Annotated in this window: 21 protein-coding genes, 1 pseudogene and 1 other annotated feature; of the genes and pseudogenes, 19 read left to right on the forward strand and 3 right to left on the reverse strand. The window is 34.5% G+C overall.

All coding sequences use genetic code 11. From position 1 onward, the window contains the following. The first annotated feature begins 219 nt into the window (after window positions 1–219). Complete coding sequence (locus MKZ17_RS09695; protein WP_340723534.1) at window positions 220–702, forward strand: DedA family protein; 483 nt, start codon at window positions 220–222, stop codon at window positions 700–702. 216 nt (window positions 703–918) lie between these two features. On the opposite strand, the gene proC is transcribed toward MKZ17_RS09695, so the two are convergent. Continuing rightward, the gene (gene proC / locus MKZ17_RS09700) at window positions 919–1,725 is read right to left on the reverse strand and encodes a pyrroline-5-carboxylate reductase (protein WP_340723535.1); all 807 of its coding nucleotides are present in this window, start codon (window positions 1,723–1,725) and stop codon (window positions 919–921) included. Window positions 1,726–1,773: 48 nt separating this feature from the next. Beyond that, window positions 1,774–1,984, reverse strand: a binding site (T-box leader). A gap of 203 nt (window positions 1,985–2,187) precedes the next feature. Between proC and MKZ17_RS09705 the strand changes: the two genes are divergently transcribed. Further along, window positions 2,188–3,129: an MBL fold metallo-hydrolase gene (locus MKZ17_RS09705; RefSeq protein WP_340723536.1), complete on the forward strand. Its 942-nt coding sequence runs from the start codon at window positions 2,188–2,190 to the stop codon at window positions 3,127–3,129. A gap of 12 nt (window positions 3,130–3,141) precedes the next feature. Next, window positions 3,142–3,630, forward strand: coding sequence for a hypothetical protein (locus MKZ17_RS09710; protein ID WP_340723537.1), 489 nt, complete (start codon window positions 3,142–3,144; stop codon window positions 3,628–3,630). A gap of 44 nt (window positions 3,631–3,674) precedes the next feature. On the opposite strand, the gene hmpA is transcribed toward MKZ17_RS09710, so the two are convergent. After that, window positions 3,675–4,835, reverse strand: coding sequence for an NO-inducible flavohemoprotein (hmpA, locus tag MKZ17_RS09715; RefSeq protein ID WP_340723538.1), 1,161 nt, complete (start codon window positions 4,833–4,835; stop codon window positions 3,675–3,677). A 222-nt stretch (window positions 4,836–5,057) separates the two neighbouring features. On the opposite strand from hmpA, the gene MKZ17_RS09720 reads away from it, so the two are divergent. The 5 genes from MKZ17_RS09720 (at window position 5,058) to MKZ17_RS09740 (ending at window position 9,617) form a co-directional block, all read left to right on the forward strand. Further along, window positions 5,058–5,498 carry an RrF2 family transcriptional regulator gene (locus MKZ17_RS09720; RefSeq protein WP_340723539.1) on the forward strand — a complete coding sequence of 147 codons (441 nt, stop codon included), beginning with the start codon at window positions 5,058–5,060 and terminating at the stop codon, window positions 5,496–5,498. Between the two features lie 882 nt (window positions 5,499–6,380). Continuing rightward, window positions 6,381–6,722 carry a DUF3221 domain-containing protein gene (locus MKZ17_RS09725; protein WP_340723540.1) on the forward strand — a complete coding sequence of 114 codons (342 nt, stop codon included), beginning with the start codon at window positions 6,381–6,383 and terminating at the stop codon, window positions 6,720–6,722. Between the two features lie 205 nt (window positions 6,723–6,927). Beyond that, window positions 6,928–7,539: an NUDIX hydrolase gene (locus MKZ17_RS09730; protein WP_340723541.1), complete on the forward strand. Its 612-nt coding sequence runs from the start codon at window positions 6,928–6,930 to the stop codon at window positions 7,537–7,539. Window positions 7,540–8,480: 941 nt separating this feature from the next. Next, complete coding sequence (locus tag MKZ17_RS09735) at window positions 8,481–8,996, forward strand: amino acid oxidase (protein WP_340723542.1); 516 nt, start codon at window positions 8,481–8,483, stop codon at window positions 8,994–8,996. A gap of 165 nt (window positions 8,997–9,161) precedes the next feature. Next, entirely contained in the window at window positions 9,162–9,617 is a 456-nt protein-coding gene (locus MKZ17_RS09740; RefSeq protein ID WP_340723543.1) for a GNAT family N-acetyltransferase, read from the forward strand. 135 nt (window positions 9,618–9,752) lie between these two features. Here the strand turns inward: MKZ17_RS09740 and MKZ17_RS09745 are convergent. After that, window positions 9,753–10,590: pseudogene (locus MKZ17_RS09745) on the reverse strand (tyrosine-type recombinase/integrase). A gap of 144 nt (window positions 10,591–10,734) precedes the next feature. Between MKZ17_RS09745 and MKZ17_RS09750 the strand changes: the two are divergent. The 11 genes from MKZ17_RS09750 to MKZ17_RS09800 all read left to right on the forward strand — a co-directional run bounded on the left by MKZ17_RS09750 (window position 10,735) and on the right by MKZ17_RS09800 (window position 20,133). Further along, window positions 10,735–12,045 carry a serine hydrolase domain-containing protein gene (locus MKZ17_RS09750; RefSeq protein ID WP_340723544.1) on the forward strand — a complete coding sequence of 437 codons (1,311 nt, stop codon included), beginning with the start codon at window positions 10,735–10,737 and terminating at the stop codon, window positions 12,043–12,045. Between the two features lie 388 nt (window positions 12,046–12,433). Continuing rightward, a complete protein-coding gene (locus MKZ17_RS09755) occupies window positions 12,434–12,631 on the forward strand; it encodes a GNAT family N-acetyltransferase (protein WP_340723545.1) in 198 nt (65 codons plus the stop codon). A 120-nt stretch (window positions 12,632–12,751) separates the two neighbouring features. Beyond that, window positions 12,752–13,768 (forward strand): DUF1835 domain-containing protein, encoded by a 1,017-nt coding sequence (locus MKZ17_RS09760; RefSeq protein WP_340723546.1) that lies wholly within the window; start codon window positions 12,752–12,754, stop codon window positions 13,766–13,768. A 410-nt stretch (window positions 13,769–14,178) separates the two neighbouring features. After that, window positions 14,179–14,373: a hypothetical protein gene (locus tag MKZ17_RS09765; RefSeq protein WP_340722996.1), complete on the forward strand. Its 195-nt coding sequence runs from the start codon at window positions 14,179–14,181 to the stop codon at window positions 14,371–14,373. Continuing rightward, a complete protein-coding gene (gene tnpB, locus MKZ17_RS09770) occupies window positions 14,370–14,723 on the forward strand; it encodes an IS66 family insertion sequence element accessory protein TnpB (protein ID WP_340722997.1) in 354 nt (117 codons plus the stop codon). The genes MKZ17_RS09765 and tnpB overlap by 4 nt, the downstream gene beginning before the upstream one ends. A 65-nt stretch (window positions 14,724–14,788) precedes the next feature. Then, a complete protein-coding gene (gene tnpC, locus MKZ17_RS09775) occupies window positions 14,789–16,336 on the forward strand; it encodes an IS66 family transposase (RefSeq protein WP_445326942.1) in 1,548 nt (515 codons plus the stop codon). Window positions 16,337–16,624: 288 nt separating this feature from the next. Continuing rightward, complete coding sequence (locus tag MKZ17_RS09780) at window positions 16,625–17,038, forward strand: hypothetical protein (protein WP_340723547.1); 414 nt, start codon at window positions 16,625–16,627, stop codon at window positions 17,036–17,038. Between the two features lie 286 nt (window positions 17,039–17,324). Further along, window positions 17,325–17,870, forward strand: coding sequence for a GNAT family N-acetyltransferase (locus tag MKZ17_RS09785; protein WP_340723548.1), 546 nt, complete (start codon window positions 17,325–17,327; stop codon window positions 17,868–17,870). Window positions 17,871–17,916: 46 nt separating this feature from the next. Then, window positions 17,917–18,759, forward strand: coding sequence for an arylamine N-acetyltransferase (locus MKZ17_RS09790; RefSeq protein ID WP_340723549.1), 843 nt, complete (start codon window positions 17,917–17,919; stop codon window positions 18,757–18,759). Between the two features lie 249 nt (window positions 18,760–19,008). Next, window positions 19,009–19,347, forward strand: a complete 339-nt coding sequence (locus MKZ17_RS09795) for a YunG family protein (RefSeq protein WP_340723550.1) — start codon at window positions 19,009–19,011, stop codon at window positions 19,345–19,347. Between the two features lie 261 nt (window positions 19,348–19,608). Next, the gene (locus MKZ17_RS09800; RefSeq protein ID WP_340723551.1) at window positions 19,609–20,133 is read left to right on the forward strand and encodes a hypothetical protein; all 525 of its coding nucleotides are present in this window, start codon (window positions 19,609–19,611) and stop codon (window positions 20,131–20,133) included. Window positions 20,134–20,461 lie beyond the last annotated feature (328 nt).

Here is a 20,461-nt window from a genome sequence, read left to right on the forward strand (position 1 = left end):
ATATATTTCCGTCGATATTGACGAAAATTAATTTTTCAACTGGCGTAATGTCGATTAATGCTTTGTTGCCTATACCATTAGTCGCAATATATTTTTTTGTAATCACTTTTGCTCTGATATCATTGGCTTTAGCTGTGACGACGAGTATAATTGGGTATTCTATGGTTCTTCGAATTCCATTTCCTCAATTTAATAAACAAGTGAGATTGGAGCTGAAAAATGGAAGTCATTAATCAACTCGTTGGTCAATATGGATTTATTATTATTTTTGCTCTGCTTTCGTTAGGGGGTATTAGTATTTTAATATCTGATGAGTTGCTAGTATTTGGGGTAGGGTATTTCACGAAAATCGGTACGCTTGATTATACAACAGCTCTTATCGTTTGTTTTTTCGGTACATTTATCGGCATGATGGTGAATTATTGTATAGGTAGAAAAGCTGGTCGACCGTTTATTTTAAAAATTGGCAAGTGGGCAGGATTTACAGAGAAGCGGATCACCCGAACTGAAAAATGGATGTCCCGATATGGACAGTATTCCATTATCATCAGCTATTTCATTCCAGGGATTAGACACATCACTGGCTACTTTTGTGGTGTATTACATATAAAATTTAAAACTTATGCCTTTTACGCAGGTGTGAGTACCGTTATTTGGTGTTCACTATTTTTAATACTTGGGAGGCTTTTCGGAGTAAACTAAATCAAGACAGGAAATTACGGATTAAAGGGGCAAAAAAGGGGAAATGTTGTTCTCGCGATGACAAGCTAACACTAGAAGTATATGGTTTTTTTTGCTTTGAGAAAGTAATACAGTCCGTGGTGGAAGTGTAATTTTGTATTTTAGTTGAATTGTATTTTGTTGAATGAAATGAAAAATGAGAGGAAATAGCAGCAGCTGTTTTCTCTCATTTTTTTGTTATTCTCCACGGGCTAATTCTCGAGAACGGTTTTCTGCACTTCGAATACAATTGGCAATCGCATCATTAAATGACATTAATTCTAAGGCACGAATACCTGCTTCTGTCGTACCGCCTGGACTCGTTACCTTTTTCCGTAAAATTTCAGGCTCTTCTTTAACAGATTTTAGCATTTCAGCTGATCCGGCAATTGTTTGCACCATTAACTCTCGTACAATTTCCTTTGATAAGCCGAATTCTGTTCCAACCCGTTCAAACGCCTCTAGTAAATAATACAAGTAGGCTGGGCCACTGCCAGAGAGCGCGGTAATCGCATGAAGCTTATCTTCTTCTACTTCAATAACAATCCCAACTGCTTCTAACATTTGTATATAACTTGCTCGTTGAGCGTCTGATACAAGGGTATTAAATGTAATACCTGAAGCAGACATACCAATTGTTGCAGAAGTGTTCGGCATGACACGTGCAATTGCCCGCTTTCCTAAATAATCTTCAATTGTTTCGATGCCAATACCCGCTAAAATCGATAGGATAGCACTATTATTCGATAAAAATGGGGCAATTTTTTGCATTGCTTCAAAGGCATCTTTCGGCTTCACCGCCAAAATAACTAAGTCAGCATCATGCAACTCTTCAAAACTTTGCAATGCCTGAACTCCATATTGTTGCTGTAAAATTGTTAAACGTTCACCATTTGATCGATTAGATACAAAAACAGTTTGAGGATTCACGATTTTCTTTTCCACCCAGCCATGGATAAGCGCTTCAGCCATGGAGCCTGCACCAATAAAAATAATTTTTTGCATATGTCATTCCTCCGATTTCAAAATAAAAAGCGCTCTCGTCCATACAAATGTAAGGACGAAAACGCTTTGTTTCCGCGGTACCACCTTCGTTCACACATACGTGTGCAACTTCATTCCTTTTTATCGCAAAGGCTACGGTTATGTTGACATAACGGCTCCGAAGTAGGTTCAATCATTTCAGTGGGCTATGCCGATCGCAGCATGTACGGCACTCTCTTTAACCATTAAATCATTTACTTAGCTTCATCATTGCCTGTAAATTTAGAATTATCAAAAATTATAGTGGTGGATTTAGTTACTGTCAACATGTGAAACTCAAAAAGCCGTAAAATTTGTTTAATCGAGCAAGTATACAACATTATTTTTGTGCAAAAGTATCTATTACTTTGCACGTTGCTAAAAAAAGGGTAAAATAAATGAATACTCATTCATAAAAATAAAGGTTTCAAAGGGGAAAAGAGGATGGAAATTTTCAAGATTACTATACCAACTCCGTATGCAGTCGGTGATGTCAATGCGTTTTTAGTAAAGGGGGATACATTAACATTATTTGATGCGGGTCCAAAAACACAGGAAGCTTATGAAGCGATAAAGTGGGGGATTCATGGGGCAGGGTATGCGTTACAAGATGTAGAACAGGTTGTTTTAACCCATCATCATCCAGACCATGCAGGCTGGGTCGATGCTTTTCCACATGCAGCACTATTAGGCCATGCCTATAATGACCATTGGATGAAAAAAACCGATGAATTTTTAGCTTATCATAAAGCCTTTTTCAAAAAGCATTTAACAGAACAAGGCGTACCAGAAAAATACGTCAATCGTGTAATTGAAGTAAAAGGAGAAATTGAGTTATTCGGGACAAAGCCATTAACTGGGTTTTTAAATGAAGGCGATGAAGTACCAGGTCATAATGGCTTAAAAGTTTATGAAACACCTGGTCATGCCCAAAGTCATCTTATTTTTGTTGAAGAAAGTACAGGGGAATGTATTGGTGGTGACTTACTCTTACCACGTACATCTTCCAATCCATTAGTAGAGCCACCAGTGGATTTATCTATGGAACGTCCTAAATCCTTATTACAATATAATGCATCATTAAAGAAGTTACGTGACTTACAAGTGACAAAGGTTTATACAGGTCATGGTGGTGAAATTACGGAGGCTGTATCATTAATTGAGGAGCGCCTTCAAAAGCAGCAGCAAAGAGCTCATAAAGTATTACATTTACTCGAACAGCCAAAAACAAACTTTGAAGTGACAACGCAATTATTTGAACATATTTATCAAAGACAGCTTGGATTAACATTATCTGAAACAATTGGACAGCTCGATTATTTACTTGATGAAGGTCTAGCAAGCTTTGAGATTCAAGATGGCATTTATTATTACGACCGTAAATAGGAGGTGTTGTTGGTGAGAGCAGGTAGAATCGTTTTGTCATTATTTTTCGTTCTATTGCTTGTGAGTGCGTGCAGCAATCTTACCGATGAGAAAATAGACCAATCACCTTCTAGTACGAAAGAAGAACTTTTCCCACCTGAAAAGAAAGCGTCCATATTTATTAATAACCAAGCGTATCCTATGGAAAAAGGTGGCTATCAATGGGAGCGCAAGAAGGGGTCGCAAGTAGAGATCGTTACAACCGATCATGCATCTATTAATCAAATGGCTGAAAAAATAGAGCCTATTCGAGTCGATGCAATGGAAGTCCTTTCTATTAGGTTCGAGGACGAACCAAATTACGAGTTGCATTTATGGAATGAAACCGGAAGAGAACAAGAGATTTCTGTTGAGAATAACCAATTTACAGCCCCTGTGGAAAAGGGGATTTACGTTTATGAAGTGTTTGCAACATGGGAAAATGGGGAAAGATCTTTTGCTTTCGTGTTAGAGATACAATAAAAAGGCGTGCATTCTTAAAAAAGGAATGCGCGCCTTCTACGTTATTATTTCGTCGTTTTAATTTGTAATGCCATTGCTGCCCCGAAAAATTCGTAGTGAATTTTTTCTGCTGGTACACCGATTTCAACTAAGATTGAAATAACCGATTCCATGAACGGAGTTGGACCACAAACATAAACTTCTGTATCTTCGTCTAATAGATTTTCGATTAGCTCTTTCGTTACATAGCCGTCTGTTTCTGAGTAAACTGCTTTATAGCTACCACCTAGCTCAGCAACTTTCGCTTCAATCGCTTCCTTAAATGCTGCCACTTTTTCATTACGTGCTGCTTGGATAAATGAAGCTTTACGACCTTCCATTGTTTGGAGCATGCTTTGTAATGGCGTAACACCAACACCACCACTGATGAATAATACTGGGCTATCGTTTTGTACTAATGTAAATACACCAGCTGGGGCACTAACATCAACCTTTGACCCAAGTTCAGCTGCATGTAAGAAGTTTGACACAATCCCATTTGGATTCGCATCATCTTCACGCTTTACAGAAATACGGAAGTATTCATCAGTTCCTTCTGTAATTGTATATTGACGATTCATTAAAAATTGTTGACCAGGTACTTGTACACGGATGCTAATGTATTGACCGGCTGTAAATTCAGGAAGCTTTGAACCATCTTCAGGCTGTAAATAGAAAGAAGTTACGACATCGCTTTCTTGTACCTTCTTTGCAATCGTGAAATTTTTGAATGCGCGCCAGCCACCTTTATTTTCAGCTGCCTTGTATAAATCCTCTTCCACAGAAATGAAAATGTCCGCGATAACTCCGTATGCTTCACCCCATGCATTTAAAATTTCATCTGTTGCGGCTTCACCTAATACTTCTTTAATTGCTGCTAATAAATATTTCCCTACGATTGGATAGTGCTCAGGTAAAATGCCTAAACTTACGTGTTTGTGCGCAATTTGCACAACCGCTGGTACGATCGCTTCTAAATTTTCAATATGAACTGCTGCTGCGTATACTGTGTTCGCTAAAGCTGTTTGCTGACGGTCTTTCTTTTGATTTGTGTGGTTAAAGATATTTAATAATGTTGGATTGTCTTTAAAGAGATTTGAATAAAATGTTTTTGTAATGGCAACACCGTGCACCTCTAATACAGGTACTGTTGATTTAATAATGTCGATTGTTTGTTTTGCTAACATGTTAATACACGTCCTTTCTTTGATTTCAATATACGCCCATGTCTTTTTTAAAGCAATATCAAAAATACATCTTTAACAAAACAGACACAAAGTAATATCCAAAATACATCTTTAACAAATTCGTCACAAAGAAGTTTTTAAAATACATGTTTAAAAATAAGTAAGAGTAGTCGACCAAATGAGAGAAAGTGTTATACTAATAAATAGAAAGATGGTGAAAACGTGCGCTTAACCGTATATACTGATTATTCTTTACGTACGCTCATGTATTTAGGCGTACGAGGAACAGAAAATTTAACAACAATTCAAGAAATTGCTGATGCTTATCAAATTTCAAAAAACCATTTAATGAAAGTAACGTACGATTTAGGACAACATGGTTACATTGAAACAATTCGAGGACGCGGTGGCGGTATTCGCTTAGCAATGGACCCAAAAGATATTAATATAGGAGAAGTTGTTCGCAAAACGGAGGATGACTTTCACATAGTCGAATGCTTCAATCCTGAAAGTAATTTATGTAAAATATCTCCGGAATGTCAGCTGAAAAATGCTTTACATCAAGCATTGCAGGCATACTTGGCTGTATTAGACTCCTATACATTAGCGGATGTATTAGGCACAAAGGATGTATTAAGTGAATTATTCGGAATTAACCGATAAATTATACATGAACGTAAAGAGTTAGAGGGCTAGGTAAAGGGGTAAAGAGCTGGGAGCTATAGAGCAAAGAGGTAAAGGGCAAAAGATCCAAAGAGATAAACGGCAAAGAGTAGGCAGCAGCTATAGAGCAAAAGAGGTAAAGAGCTATAGAGCAAAAGAGATAAAGTGCTATAGAGCAAAGAGTAAAAGAGCCAACAAAGCTATTCAATGAAATTCCAGTTAAAGCTGTCTATATGGGTAGATGTTAAAAATTAACATTAATAGACAGAACAACTTCGTCTATTTGATTTGAAAGATGCAGTAAATAAAAGATTTACTACACCTAATCAAAAACTCTCCCTTTAAATGAATCCAAAAGCAAAATTCTCCGCATATATAATCTCTCTAAGTGTTCTGCATCAGTGATCTGAAGCGAATAATAATCATCACATAAATTATTAAAAAGCATTTAAACAAATGCTTTTATTTATGGACAAAAGTAGCCGGAAAAAGTACAAAAGTGGGAGAAAAAAGGACAATATAGTCTGGTAAAACAAAACATTTATTGATTTAAGACACCCATGTAACAGTGAGTGTCTTTCTGCTATAGTGCCATTTAATTGAATAAAATCTGTTAAGAAATGCTACCAAATCGACACTTTGAAATACCCAACAAAGATAATGGCTATTATTCATTTTAGTATACTGTAAAAATAATCATTAATTAAAAGATTCTCACCTAACCGTATACAAAGTAAGAATCTTAATTAGTGTAAGTCTAATACAATCGGATCAATTCGTTCTATTCCATCAAGACAAAAGATAGCATTTTGGATATGGTGAATTTTTTAGAATGTAACTTATAAAGAAAAAATACGACTAATATTTTGGAGGTGAAATGATTTGAAAAAAATACTATTAATCGGAATTTGCTCTATTTTTTTAGTTGCTTGTTCAAACAACAATGAAATTGTTGAAAACTCAAATGATGACCAGAAGGAAAACACACAAATTGTTAGTGATATGACCGAAATAACTGGAGAAATTGTTGAAATAGAAAATGGAAGATTTTTAGTGGAAAGCACAACTAAAAATTTACCAGATGGAAAACCATACACGATATGGTTTTCGACAAATGACATTGAACATTTACAAGTAGGTCAACTTGTTTCTGTTTGGACTAAGGCAATAGATGAAAGCTTACCAGCACAAGGAAGTGCAGTGAAAATTGAGATTAAAGAATAATGGGTTACAGAATATTGATTATTAGTCACTCATAAAAAAAGCGTATTCCTTTAATTTTGAATACGCTTTTTTTATGAAAAAAGTCAACAATTAAATTAAACAGAGCTTTTTTTTAAAGAGTGAATTGAGAAATATAAAAGGTATTTAAAAGGTTTCTCTTGAATTATTAAGTTAAGTAAGAAAAAGTAAAGAAGGAAGATAAATTATGGAGTATTCATTTGAAAATGTAAGAACTTCTGGAGCGTATGGAATATTTAATGGCTTTTTTGTTTTTCAAGTTGGCCCAACTGAAAATGGAGATAAACTTGGAGTAGTCCGATTAGGAGGGCATAGTGAAGAAGATGAAAGTCCTTTGGATACAGTGATTAGAGAGGTATTGGAAGAAGCTGGGATTAAGGTTAATCCAATAAATTCACCATTTACATATTATTTAGAGTGCCATAATCAAGCCAATAAGATATTTATGAATGAGAGTGAGGTAGTAAATCCAATTCTAATTAAAGGGAATAAAGAGGAATTATTTTCAGTTATGTATATAGCTTTGGCAGGAAATGAACCTCACCCATCATCTGAATCGAAAGGACTTTTATTATTGTCTCCAAAAGATGTTGAACTAATATGTAGTAGGAAAATTACATTAAATGAATTTTTGAAACAAAATGGATACGCTAAATTGAAAGATAATTTTAATAAGGATTTGGTATTAGAACCCTTCCCTCAATTGATATTTTTATCAAATCTCTTAAAACAAGAATCAAACTATATAGAGAAAGCTATTAAATCTTCAACAGTAGGAAACGATCAATCTTTTATATAAAAATTTGCACAGTATTTCACAAAAAAACAACACGTTTTGAACAAAATTTTTTAAAAACCAGTTCTTTTGATTTAACTTAAAATATGTGTCTGTGGGTTGTTTTTAATCAAACTTTACTCTAAAGCTACACAAACCACGCTCCAAAAATATCGGGGTAGTGTGCAGTTTATAAATCTTACAAAGTAACCGGTAAGGCAAACACAACTTATTATATCGCTATTAAAGAAAATGTTGGTGTTATACCTGATAAAATCACGGATCAAATTCAAAACCATGGTACACAAAACTTTATAGCTCCACCAATTTTTTATTTACCGTCTTCAGTAAACACAAGTGCAACTAATTAATCTTACTCTTAATTAACATTATATTATAAGCTACAACACTTAAATTTGCTCAAGTAAATCGTTTAGCAATCACTGTAGCATCAGCTGGTACAGTTGCACAGGTTAGATTTGAAGATAGGGCTGGCAATGTTTACTTCTTAGTAGCAAATGCTAATTTCATAAAATTAGCTAAAAACGGTATTTAAACATTAACAGTTGGTAAGGACGGTAAAGTACAATTCCTTGTAGTTGGTAACGTGCTGTTGGAGTTATTTATGCAGATAAAAATTTAACAGGGGAGGATGTCCCAATTTTGAATGGGTTCATTCATTCGCTTATGCTAATTGGTACTTTGATATTTAGCATCGGTTTATTTAAGTTATTTAGAACTTCAAAAGCTTAAATGTTTAAAACATACAGCGACAATTGAAAACGTCCCCAAACATAAACTGCACCCCAAAAATTAGATTTTTCACTCTAACTTTTGGGGTGCAGTCCCACGACGCTTTGGGAATGTTTATATTTTCAACTATCATAGTAATTCACTCAAACAGCAGCAACTATTTAAAATCACTCCTAAATGGTAAGGGGATATGTTATTTAGGAGGTGTCACGATGAGATTAAATATGATTTTAAGTTTTATATCTATTTATTTCTTACTAACTCTAAGTGCTTGTTCAAATAATGAAGTTAAATATGATGGAGAACCTTTGAAAATTGCTGTAATTGGTGATATTCCAGAATTAAATAACAAAAACATTCATTTTGAGACAATTTCACTAGATAAATTTAGCGAAGATGCAACACAGATTTCAACAAATTTTGATGCTGTTATGATAACACCAGTAATATTTGAAGAAGCATCTGATGATAGATTTGTTGATGTTTATAGTGATTCTGAAATGCCGATTATTTTTTTTGATTCACCAAAAAGGCATTTTCCATTCATAAGAGCAGGGGCTACCTATGAAACGGCTCGTTGGGAATCTTTAAATAATGGCTCTCACACGACAATTTATCTATCCGATATAGATGCAGATATAGAAGATGTTTGGTATTTCTATTTAAAAGATGAAAAAGAGTTAGATGACCTTTACAAAGAGATTTTTCAAATGGTTGAAACGTTATAAAGCTAAATTTTATTTAGTTAGGATTAGTATAAATATGCAAACCAAGCCTAAATAACGGTCCCAAATGAAAGTTAGGGAACACACCAAAAAGGGACGGATGTTGATTATATAAACGCTGTGCTTTTAGAAGGGTGAATTATAACCCTAAATAAAAGGAGGATTATAATGCTTGATATTATTGATTTAAATCATAGAAAAGATTTAATTGAAATCGTTGCACATTGGACATGGCAGGAATGGGGAACAGAAAATAACTATTTTTTTTTTAAAGATTTAGTTCAATACAGTTTAAATGAGAATAGTATATCTCAAACTTTCGTTGCTTTATTAGATGGAGAGCCTGTTGGGACAGTATCTTTAATTAAAAACGATTTGAAAAGTAGGCAGGACTTATCTCCATGGTTAGCTTCCCTCTATATTGTTGAGGAATTTAGACATCTTGGACTCGGTTTGAAGCTGCAAAATTTTGTTATAGATAGGGCTGAATTATTAGGCTATAAAGAATTATATTTATTTACTAAACTCTTTGGATATTATGAAAAAAACGAATGGATTTTCTTTGACGAAGGGCATTCTTACTTCGGTGATAAGGTGAGAATTTATAAAAAGGTTATTATTTAATTTTTTGGTGCAAAAGTTTAATATTTATCTTCAACAGTCGGGCGCGATTATCTAATAAGCATCTCTGTTCTTATTGAACTAACGGGGGCTTAGTTAAGTAGAGCAACGTCATTTAAGACGTTGCTCATTTTACATTTAAAAGTACTTTTGATAATACTCTTTTCGTATTTTACCGCTTAATTGAGCGTAGATCCTAGTTGTTTCACTTTTCTCATGTCCCATAAGACTTTGAATGACTTCAATAGGAGCGCCATTATTCAACAAGTGAGTTGCATAGCTGTGTCTAAGTTGGTGCGGATGAATCTCTTTATTAATTTCAGCACGATTGGAGATCCGCTTGATGATGTATCGCTTTTGGGCAACACTCATTTTATGTGGCTGCCTTGCTGTTACAAAAATGAAGGGTTATTGTCATTCCTACTTTCAATATACCGTTTAAGCCATATGTCGCAACGTGTATTAAAATAAATTCCCTCTCCTTATCACCTTTTCCTCTAACAATAGCGGATTGATCGGACCAATTAATATGGTTCTTTACTAACGTAACTATTTCTCCAATTCGACAACCAGTAGAAAACATAAATTCAAAAATCGCTCTTTCCATTGGGGAATGACAGGATTCACGAAGGTGTTCGATCTCCCGTTCGGTTAAATACTTGGGTATCCGCTTCCCTACCTTGGGTTCTTTAATTTTAGAAGTTGGATTCTTACTCAAGTAGCCTTCTTCATGAGACCAACGAAAAAACGATTTCATAAAGCGAATACGGTGTGCAAGACTGGCCGGTTTTAAATGCTTTCCGGATATAGCGAGATATTCCTTCAATTGATTTGTATCCAGCAATTCCATCTCTACATCTTTAAAATAACCAATTAGTAGCAAAGACTGTAACTGGTATGCCTTCAATGTTTACGGAGAAAAACCCTCTATTCGTTTATCAGCTTCAAACAAAGTCCATGCTTTTGACAGTAACAATTCTATTCCCCCTAATAAAGTGATATTAATGGAATTATTACCAATTTGATAGAATAATAGAAATGTGGAAAGTTTTTACTAACGAGGTTGTTTAGTTGAATAAAGTATTATAAAGTTTTGTAAAGGATTATAGGGGGAAATTATATGATAACAGAGGAACGGTTAGATAAATGGATAGAAAGGTACGAAGAAAATGGTTATTTGAACGGTTCAATTTTAATAGCTTCTAACGAAAATATACTTTTAAACAAAGGTTTTGGCATGGCAAATTGGGAGCATGCTGTACCAAATAAACCTACTACTAAATTTCGCATCGGTTCACTTACTAAGGCCTTTACATCTATGGGTATTTTTCAGTTACATGAAACAGGGAAATTATCAATTGATGATTGTATAGGTAAGTATATTCCTAACTATCCACAAGGCGAAAAAATTACAATTTATCATTGTCTAACAAATACTACAGGGATTCCAAATTACACGAGTTCACCTGAATTTTGGTCTAAAACTATGAGACTTCCGATGACTTTACATCACCTGATCGATTCATTTAAACAGCTTGAATTGAACTTCGAACCCGGTAAGAGATTTGAATATTCAAATTCCGGATATTCATTACTAACAGCGATTTTAGAAAATGTTTCAGGTATGTCATTTGCAGAGTACATACAAACAAAAATATGTCTTCCCTTAGGTATGAATAATACAGGCTGTGACGATGGAATTGAGATAGTTGCAGACTTAGCTTCAGGCTATTCATTCTGGGAAAAACCAATTCACTCAGCATACACAGATTTATCATTTCCTTTAGGAGCCTATGGTCTATATTCTACAACAGAGGATTTATTCCTTTGGGATCAGGCATTAAAATCATCACACCTCCTTACCAAAGAATTAATGGAGAAAATGTTTACTCCAAACCTTAGTTCATACGCTTCAGGCTGGATGGTATCTGAAATGTTAGGCAGAAAATGCATACACCATTTTGGAGATATTAGTGGTTTTTGTAGCAATTTTTTCAGATTTGTAGATGAACAAGTTACGATAATTTTTCTGAGCAATATGAGCATTACTCCTGTAACGCATTTAACTCAAGAAATGACTAAGGTAATTTTTGATGAACATGTATCACTACCTCTCCCTGCTCAACCAATTAACTTTATAAACAAGGAACTTATTGCGGGCAAGTATTTTATTGGAAATGATGAGAGTGAAATTTTAGACATCTCTATAAATAATGATGAACTATATTTGACAGTTCCTAAGATGTACGGAGCTTTGTATAAATTTAAACTTGTGCCAGTTTGTCACAATGCATCAAAAACAACTTTTTTAACTGAAATGGTTAATGAGCAACTCACATTCAATTATTCATTGTCAGGTGAAATAGTAGATGTAGTTTATAAGGATTTTAATGGAAAAAAATATATAGCTTCTAAATGTTATTCAAACTAACGGAGCAGGTTAGTTGAATAAGGGATTAATCTTTTCATGTTTTTAGAGGTACTTATTCTTATTAATAGAACTATTAATAAAAGAACTTTAAAAAAAGGTGTCATATTTGATAAATGTTAATGAAAATCAAATAATTATTAACTTTTCTGGTAGTTTGATATCGCTAGGACCCCTAAGAAGTGATTTAGTTTCTTACTACAATCGCTGGAATAATGATTTTCAAACTACTAAAACACTTGCTTCTACAAGACCTGTTATTTTGGAGGAAGAAGTTTCGGTTTTCGAACAAATAGCAAAATCAAGGGATTATATTTTTTTACAATTTTTGAGAAAGAAACATTACGATTCTTGATTATGCTTTTAACATTTCTGGACTACAAATGTTTTTTTGAAAGTATTTGAGTTTAATGAAAATGCAATACGAGCTTATAAAAAAGCAGGGTTTGTAGAATGTGGTCGTAGAAGACAATCACACTTTTTTGGAGGGCGTCTATGGGATGTTATCTATATGGAAGCATTAGCGACTGAATTTGGGGATTCTGCAATAAATAAGGCACTATCATTCGAGGTCAAAACTGAAGTATAATACAGAATTTTTTCTTCAACTAACGAAGCAGTTTAGTTTAAGAAGGAAGTTCGAATCTCCAAGCGGAAAATTTATAGATTACAAAGAAACTAAATGGAATAAATAACGAGGTGAATTTTGGTGATAGAAGAGATAAATAAATCAATAAAAGATTTAAGCATTAGCGACGCAAAGAACCTATTGTTAAGCATGATGTTTCGAATAAAAATGATGCAGGAATCAAAGAATTCACCAGAGGAAATTTTAGAACAATTAAATTCTATATACGATTTATTTTTCGAGGTTGTACAAAATAGAAATCATGTTGAGAGAGAGTATTCAACAGTTCATATTGTGTGCGGAGAATCTCCAGCCGGTTCTTTACGAGTAGGATTAGGGCGTGAGAATAAAATAATCGGATTTCCTGATTTCTTTGCTGTTGGTCCAATTTGGAAACTTCATCAAGAGGTTGGTCGTAAACACAGACATGAATGGTTGAAGGACCATCTCAATTATTCCGATGACTATTTTGAAGAAGAGTACGAAAATAGATTTTCAAAAACACTTGCAGAAATAGATCGGTTAAATGGAGAGGTCCCCATTGTTATATGGACTGCTGAAAATTCAAATGAACAAACTGGATTACGCTATCTTTTATACTTGCTAAAAGGAAAAAAAAATGAGGTTTTCGTGATCAATACTTCACTTGCTTTTCAGGAACTATTTAATACACTTGAATTTGGGTGTTTAGATATCCATACGGGAGAAGTAAATGGTGAACAATTAAACAAAATATATCAAGAAAAAATATCAGCACCATTATCTGATGAGGAAAGGTCAAGATTTGAAAGAGAATGGATTGTATTTTCAGAATCAAAAGGTTTGGTGAGGATTTGGGAAAATAACAAAATCAACACTGTCAATGAAGATTACTTTGATGATTTTATTGTGAATACTGCCCGAAATTTACATGCTATGCAAACTGAAAAATGCGATTTTATGAAATCAGCAAAGTTAATAGGGGAAGTATATGGACAGAACAATCAATTAGGTGATGCTTTTATAGAATATAGGGTGAGAAGTCTAATCTATAAAGGAGTTTTTGAAATAAAGGGAATTCCAAAAGCAATGAGGTATTATAGTGTGAAATTAAGGTGACTTTTTCCTTCTGTGAAGATATTTACATTTATATTCTCTTGAACAGGAGCAAATGCAAAAGAAACCCAGACGCACTTTAGATAAGATTGTGAAAATATGCACTTAAACTAACTGGTGCTTCAACTGAATACTCCTCTGAAATAGCAATTGAGTCGATGAACCAATGCCTTCCAATTTACCACTACATGAGTATACAAAAAGTCCACAAAGTAATTATATCTATGGTCAATCCTTAACAAAAATTAGTTAAGATTTTCAATCAACATGGTGGAAAACAAACAGCAGAGAATTTTTTAAGAAGATATTACACTCTTTATAAGTATAAAGTAAGCCCGTAATCAAATAACGCATATAAAGCGCTAGGCACCTCCGGTACGATAGACGTATCAATCAAAGGAGGTGCCATTCTTATGCCCGCAAACAAATTGACCATTGTTCCCGTCAAACTTGATCCTCTTCCAACTGAAGCTTCTTCGTTTCATTCTTCTCAATACAATGCTGCACCAGGTTGTGTGATTAAAACCGCTGTAGCTGAAATAGCTTTCTTCAATGGCGTAGATGAACGCATCATCCAAACTATTATGAAGGAGCTGAAAAATCGATGAAGCGTGATTTTACGAGCGTACAAAACATCTATATTATTTGCGGGAAGACCGATATGCGCAAAGGCATCGATGGTCTCGCAACGCTGGTTCAAGATTCTTTCGAATTAGATCCGTATAGCGATTCTATTTTTCTCTTTTCAGGATGGAGTAAGGACCGCTATAAATGTTTGTATTTTGATGGAGATGGCTTTGCCATGCTTTACAAACGATTGGATAATGGTAAGCTTCAATGGCCAAAAGATGAAAATGAGGTGCGAAGCCTTTCACAACAGGAACTGCGCTGGTTATTAGAAGGATTATCTTTACAACAGCCGAAGGCCATTGCGAAATCTGCAAAAGGTGTCTTTTAACTACATCATCAATAATGGTATAATTACCCATATATAAAATTGGACGGAATGTGGTGAACGATTTGATGCCTGTTAATCAAAAGCAAGAAGAACAAAACGAACGTATTATTCGATTACTTGAGCAACAACTAGCTCAGTCAAATCGACAAATAGAAGCCTTAACAGAGCAAGTTCGCCAATTAACAAAAGCGTTATATGGCTCTAAATCGGAGAAAGCCAAGTATCAAGCTCCTGATGGACAAGTCTCTTTATTTGAAGACGATCCGTCTTTTAATGAACCTGAGCAGACAGAAGAACAAAGCACCGATACGGTTAGTTATACGGTTACTCGTAAAAAGACAAATAAAAAACGAAATGATTCGTTTCGTGAGGATATTGAAATTGAAGAAATTCATCATCACCCAGCCAACTTAGCTTGTGAGTGTTGTCAGGGGGAAATGGTAGAATTCAGTTCTACGTTGATACGTGAAGAGGCGAAATTCATTCCAGCTTCCCTGAAGCGCGTGCAGCATTTTGAACATGTGTATGAGTGTAAATTGTGTAAAAACGATGCCCTACGAAAAGCTCAAATTAAACGTGGTAAAGCACCACAAGGTGCTATCCAAAGAAGCATTGCTGGCCCAACTGTTTTGGCCAAGCTTATCTACGATAAGTTTATTCAGTACTTGCCTCTTTACCGTCAGGTAAATGAATGGGAACGCCATGGCCTACATACAAACGATAAAAATCTTTCCAATTGGGTAATACGTGTGGCAGAAGATTGGCTTCAACCACTTTATGATTTGATGAAGCAGCTATTAACGGCAAAGTCTGTACTGCATATCGACGAAACCTATGCACAAATAATCAAGCGTTCTGATGGAAAGCCAGCTCAATCAAACGCTTTTAATTGGGTATGTCGCAGTGTACAAAGTGAAGGCCCCATTATCGTTTTATTTAAGAGTGCTCTTTCTCGAGGGCGAGCTATATTAGAAGATTTAATTAAGGGATTCAAAGGCACTGTCATCTGTGATGGGTATTCAGCTTATGGTCAATTACCGCACGTTCAATTCGCCAACTGTTGGGCGCATGTACGCCGTTATTGGCTAAAAGCCGATAGTAAGAATGGCCGAATAGGCGTGCAATATTGCGATCGGTTGTTTCATATCGAGCGTCAAATCAAACATCTTTCAGCGGAAGAGCGCGTGAAAGCTCGTCAACAAGAAGCAAAACCGATTGTCGATGAATTTTTCGATTGGATTGATCGTTCGCCTTTCTTCGGCAAAAATGCTATTGCGAAAGCAGCTGAATATACATTAAGCCGTTCATCTGAGTTAAAAGTTTTCCTTGAAAATGGGGACGTTGCTATTGATAATAATCCCGCTGAAAATGCGATTCGTCCAAATGTCATTGGTCGCAAAAACTGGCTTTTCTCTGTGAGTGAAGCAGGTGCGAAAGCGAATGCCATTTGTTTAAGTTTGGCCGAAACAGCCAAAGCAAACGGAATTGATTTTTATCAGTATCTGGTAAAGCTGATGACGGAATTACCTAATGTACCGTTTCATCAGCAACCAGAGATTTTACATAATTACATGCCTTGGTCGGAAAATATTCAAGCCACATGTGCAAAATAGCCAGCTATCTGAAAAAAATTTCAGATAGCTGGCCGATCGTCGTGCGTACCGTGAAGGTGCGCTATTTTTTTATATTTCGGGCTTACAGTATAAAGAAGTAGATACAGATGAATTTTTAAGGTTCATGAAATTTTATTTAGAATTAGAAGATGACTCCTTATTTGAGGGTTGGCTAGAACTAGGAAATACTGAAAATAAATAATTTATTATTCAACTAAGGTGCAGGTTGAATAAAAAGTAACAAGATACGAAGAATAAAGTGTAAACGTAAATCAGAGGTGAGTGTTGATGGTTAAGCATTACTTAGTCTCATTAGGAATTATATTAATTGTTCTTACTTCTATGCAAGTAGCAAAATCAGAAACTATACCAAAAGCGGAAGAAATGTATGTCACAACAGAGGACATAATTTCAGACATTATCTTCCCAACTATTGATAAAAGAGTTATCAAAGAGTATGGAGGAGAAAATCGCCTTACTTGGCAATGGAAAAGGATTGTTGGTATTACTTACAACGAGAATCATTCCTATGATGTTACTGTAAGAATTGAGATTCCTTCAAAAAAGCCTAACGGGAATGTTAAAGAAGATTTGGTTAAGGTACGAATATATCCGTCCTGTGATAGTGAGAAGCTTAATAAGCAGAAATGTAATCACGGTTTCGAAATTGAAATATTAGACTACAAACATTTATCTCAATAAGAAATATACCTTTAACTAACATTTTTGTTGAAAGTCAGTCATGGCAAAGGTTTTGAAGCATTTCAAGTGATATTACACTATCGTCTTAGATGAATACAACCTCGCTTAAAAATTGAAGACTTACGGTGTAAATCTACACAAATTTACTTCCGTCTTACTGAATAATGAGTGCTTTACTTCAAGAAGGAGTAAAGCTTTTTTTCTTATTGAACAAACGAAGTAGTTAGTTGAACAAGGAATTATTGAACTTAGCAGAGAATGTGATTACATTGGAGGGGAATAGAATATGAACGATTTATTTACAATTGACTGCGGTGAAATACTATTAAGAGAGTTTAGAATAGAAGATGTAGATGCTATTTATGAACTGACTTCACAACCCGAAGTTTATGAGTTTTTGCCAGATTGGCGTTCGACTAGAGAACAAAGATTAGATTGGGTTACAAATTATGAGATACCAGATAATAAAGAGTTTTTAGCTAATGTCCCAAGCATAGGCGAAAGGTGGCTGAAGTTGGGCATTGTTTTAAAAGAAACTAATGAATTTATTGGTTTTTGTAATACCGGTATCAAAGAGGAATTAAGTGGACCAAATAGAGAAGTTGCTTACTCTATCTCTAAGGATTATAGAAATAAGGGGTACACAACACAAGCAGTAAAAGGATTAGTAAATTACCTATTTGAAAACACTGATGTTGAACAATTGAATGCTGTGGTTCTTCCACGCAATGTAGCTTCAAATAAAGTAATAGCAAAATGTGGCTTTCATCTTAGAGGGAATGTTGAGATTGAAAATCAACTACATTATCATTATACACTTGTAAAAAAATAATGGATTTCCAGAATTTATTAAAAGGATTTTGGGGAGGCAGAATAGGTTGGTAAATATAAATGATACTATAACTAAATATTTGGATTGTCTTAATATACATTTAGAGAAGCCTTCATATAATTATTTAGAACAAATTTGTAGTGCACAATTAAATACTTATCCCTTTGAGAATATCAGTAAATTACTTTATTTTAGAAATAATAATTATAGTAATTTTGAAATACCTTCATTTGAGTTATTTACTGAGAATTATTGCGAATACAACTTTGGAGGAACTTGCTACACCTTAAATTCTAACTTAATGATCTTATTAAAGGGGATAGGGTTTGATTGTTATCATGTTATGCTTGGGGAGGAACACTTGGGCATTATAGTAAAAATTGATAATAAGCATTTTTATGTTGATTGTGGTGCTGCCGCTCCCTTTTTTAAGCCGGTACATTTGAATAATTATGAGAATATTTCTCTTTTTGGTAAAGATGAGGTATATATATTACCAGAAGAGCCACAAAGAAATAAGTATAAATATGTTCGCTATACTAATGGTAAAAAAAGTGGGAAAACATGGCACTTTAATTCTCGGAAGGAAGCTAATGTTAGCGATTTTAATGAGCTAATAGAAAAATCCAATAAACCTAATGCCCCATTTATGACTATTTTAAGATGCCAACTATATCAAATTCATAAACAAAGAAGTGTTTCTTTAGTAAATAATACATTCAGTATACGTTATTCAAATGGTGAAACATCTGTTCAAACTTTATCCTCGGCGGAGGAAATAAGAGCAGTCATATCAGAAGAATTTATGTTACCAAAATTACCAGTTCAAGACGCTATTGACGTTTTAGAGACATTAAATATAGACATTTTTACACAAAACACAAATTAGATTTTGAACTAACAGTGTGCTTTAGTGAAGTTCGTTGAGTTGCTTAGACAGCTCTTCTTTCTTATTGGACTAAGAAGTAGTTTAGTTGAAGAACGTTTAGAAGTTATATATCTATAACAATAATGTTACAAACCACAGTTTAGGGATACAATAAAAAACACTCAAATTATTGAAATAACAACTAGAGATTACCTATCACTATAACATGACTAGTTGCTCTCTAATTACGGTAAGGGAAGGAGAAGTAATATGGAAATAGAACGAATAGCGAATGCTTTGTGTAAATCATGGTCTGCAGAATCAAGTACAAAATGGAGCAAAGATAATCCCACAGCGGGGCAATGTGGAGTTACTGCATTAGTTGTAAATGATTTATTGGGCGGTGAAATAAAAAAAACTAAACTCCCAGATGGGTGGCACTTTTATAATTTTATTAAAAACAAAAGATATGATTTCACAGCTTCTCAATTTAGAGAGAGAATTTTATATACGGACATTAGCTCTAATAGAGATGAAGCATATGCAGATACTAATGAAGGTCAATACGCCTATTTAAAACAAAAAGTTTTAGATTCCTTATTTAACTAATGGCCAGATTGTTGAACAACATTTTTAAAGTGAGTCTAAAGGAGAACGATTATCTTCATTATTTAAGAGAATTTAGCAATTAGTTGCTGATTCATTTAAAGAGTAAATGTGTTCTTATTCAACTAACGGGTGCTTTAGGAGAACTAGAAAAAAGCAGGGTATTATAGGTAAATGAAATATTTGTAATGATTAACTTGGGCATACTTTTTAAATTAATCTCTTACAAAAGACAAGTATATAAAAACTTGGAGAGTGAAGGAGATGGGTGGATTGAAAAAACTTGGAAGAGTCTTATTTTTTGTAGCTATATTCGGACTTATTTGGTGGACTTCTTCGGCAAAACAACAAGTAAACCAAGTGAAAGACGAAATAAGCTATCAATACTTTTTTGCAAACATATTAATGAGGAATACAGTTATAGAGCTTTTAGAATGGAATTTTAGTCAACCTTTAACCGATTCCCCTGAAGATAAATACTATTTGCACAATCTTTCCGCTGAGGTTGATTACACAGCGAGTCTGATTTTTAGTGGGAACGTGGTACATCACGATTGGAAAATTCGTCTGTACGATATACAGAATTATATCCAACGTTATATACTGGATTCTTCCCTTACAGAAGAAGATGCTGCTGATTTACATCAGGCACTGCGGGCAACTCGCTTTATTGCTACGGATTTTATTGATAATGCTAATAAGCATAAAAAATATTTATATGACGCTATGCATGATGAAAAACATGAAATGGTCGAACAAGTTAAAAGTCGTCTAGACGTACAATATTAATCCTTATTATTAAACAAACTCGTGCTTTAGTAAAGTAGAGCAACGTCTTTTATGACGTTGCTCCTTTTGCATTTAAAAGTACTTCTGATAATGCTCTTTCCTTAGCCTCCCGCTTAATTGAGCGTAGATCCTAGTTGTTTCACTTTTCTCATGTCCCATAAGACTTTGAATGACTTCAATAGTAACGCCATTATTCAACTAGTGAGCTGCATAGCTGTGTCTAAGTTTGTGTGGATGAATCTCTTTATTAATTTCAGCACGATTGGAGATCCACTTGATGATGCATAGTATCTGGGCGACACTTCATTTTATGTGGCTGCTTTACTGT

Origin of the sequence: Solibacillus sp. FSL R7-0682, from assembly GCF_038005985.1 — a bacterium.
In the GTDB taxonomy this organism is placed as follows: domain Bacteria; phylum Bacillota; class Bacilli; order Bacillales_A; family Planococcaceae; genus Solibacillus.

Coding starts and splice junctions, on each gene's coding strand:
- MKZ17_RS09795 (WP_340723550.1), top strand. CDS start 19,009: ATGGAAATAGAACGAATAGCGAATGCTTTGTGTAAATCATGGTCTGCA.
- tnpB (WP_340722997.1), top strand. CDS start 14,370: ATGAAGCGTGATTTTACGAGCGTACAAAACATCTATATTATTTGCGGG.
- MKZ17_RS09705 (WP_340723536.1), top strand. CDS start 2,188: ATGGAAATTTTCAAGATTACTATACCAACTCCGTATGCAGTCGGTGAT.
- MKZ17_RS09735 (WP_340723542.1), top strand. CDS start 8,481: ATGAGATTAAATATGATTTTAAGTTTTATATCTATTTATTTCTTACTA.
- proC (WP_340723535.1), bottom strand. CDS start 1,725: ATGCAAAAAATTATTTTTATTGGTGCAGGCTCCATGGCTGAAGCGCTT.
- MKZ17_RS09785 (WP_340723548.1), top strand. CDS start 17,325: ATGAACGATTTATTTACAATTGACTGCGGTGAAATACTATTAAGAGAG.
- MKZ17_RS09800 (WP_340723551.1), top strand. CDS start 19,609: ATGGGTGGATTGAAAAAACTTGGAAGAGTCTTATTTTTTGTAGCTATA.
- MKZ17_RS09740 (WP_340723543.1), top strand. CDS start 9,162: ATGCTTGATATTATTGATTTAAATCATAGAAAAGATTTAATTGAAATC.
- MKZ17_RS09750 (WP_340723544.1), top strand. CDS start 10,735: ATGATAACAGAGGAACGGTTAGATAAATGGATAGAAAGGTACGAAGAA.
- MKZ17_RS09695 (WP_340723534.1), top strand. CDS start 220: ATGGAAGTCATTAATCAACTCGTTGGTCAATATGGATTTATTATTATT.
- hmpA (WP_340723538.1), bottom strand. CDS start 4,835: ATGTTAGCAAAACAAACAATCGACATTATTAAATCAACAGTACCTGTA.
- MKZ17_RS09765 (WP_340722996.1), top strand. CDS start 14,179: ATGCCCGCAAACAAATTGACCATTGTTCCCGTCAAACTTGATCCTCTT.
- tnpC (WP_445326942.1), top strand. CDS start 14,789: ATGCCTGTTAATCAAAAGCAAGAAGAACAAAACGAACGTATTATTCGA.
- MKZ17_RS09780 (WP_340723547.1), top strand. CDS start 16,625: ATGGTTAAGCATTACTTAGTCTCATTAGGAATTATATTAATTGTTCTT.
- MKZ17_RS09730 (WP_340723541.1), top strand. CDS start 6,928: ATGGAGTATTCATTTGAAAATGTAAGAACTTCTGGAGCGTATGGAATA.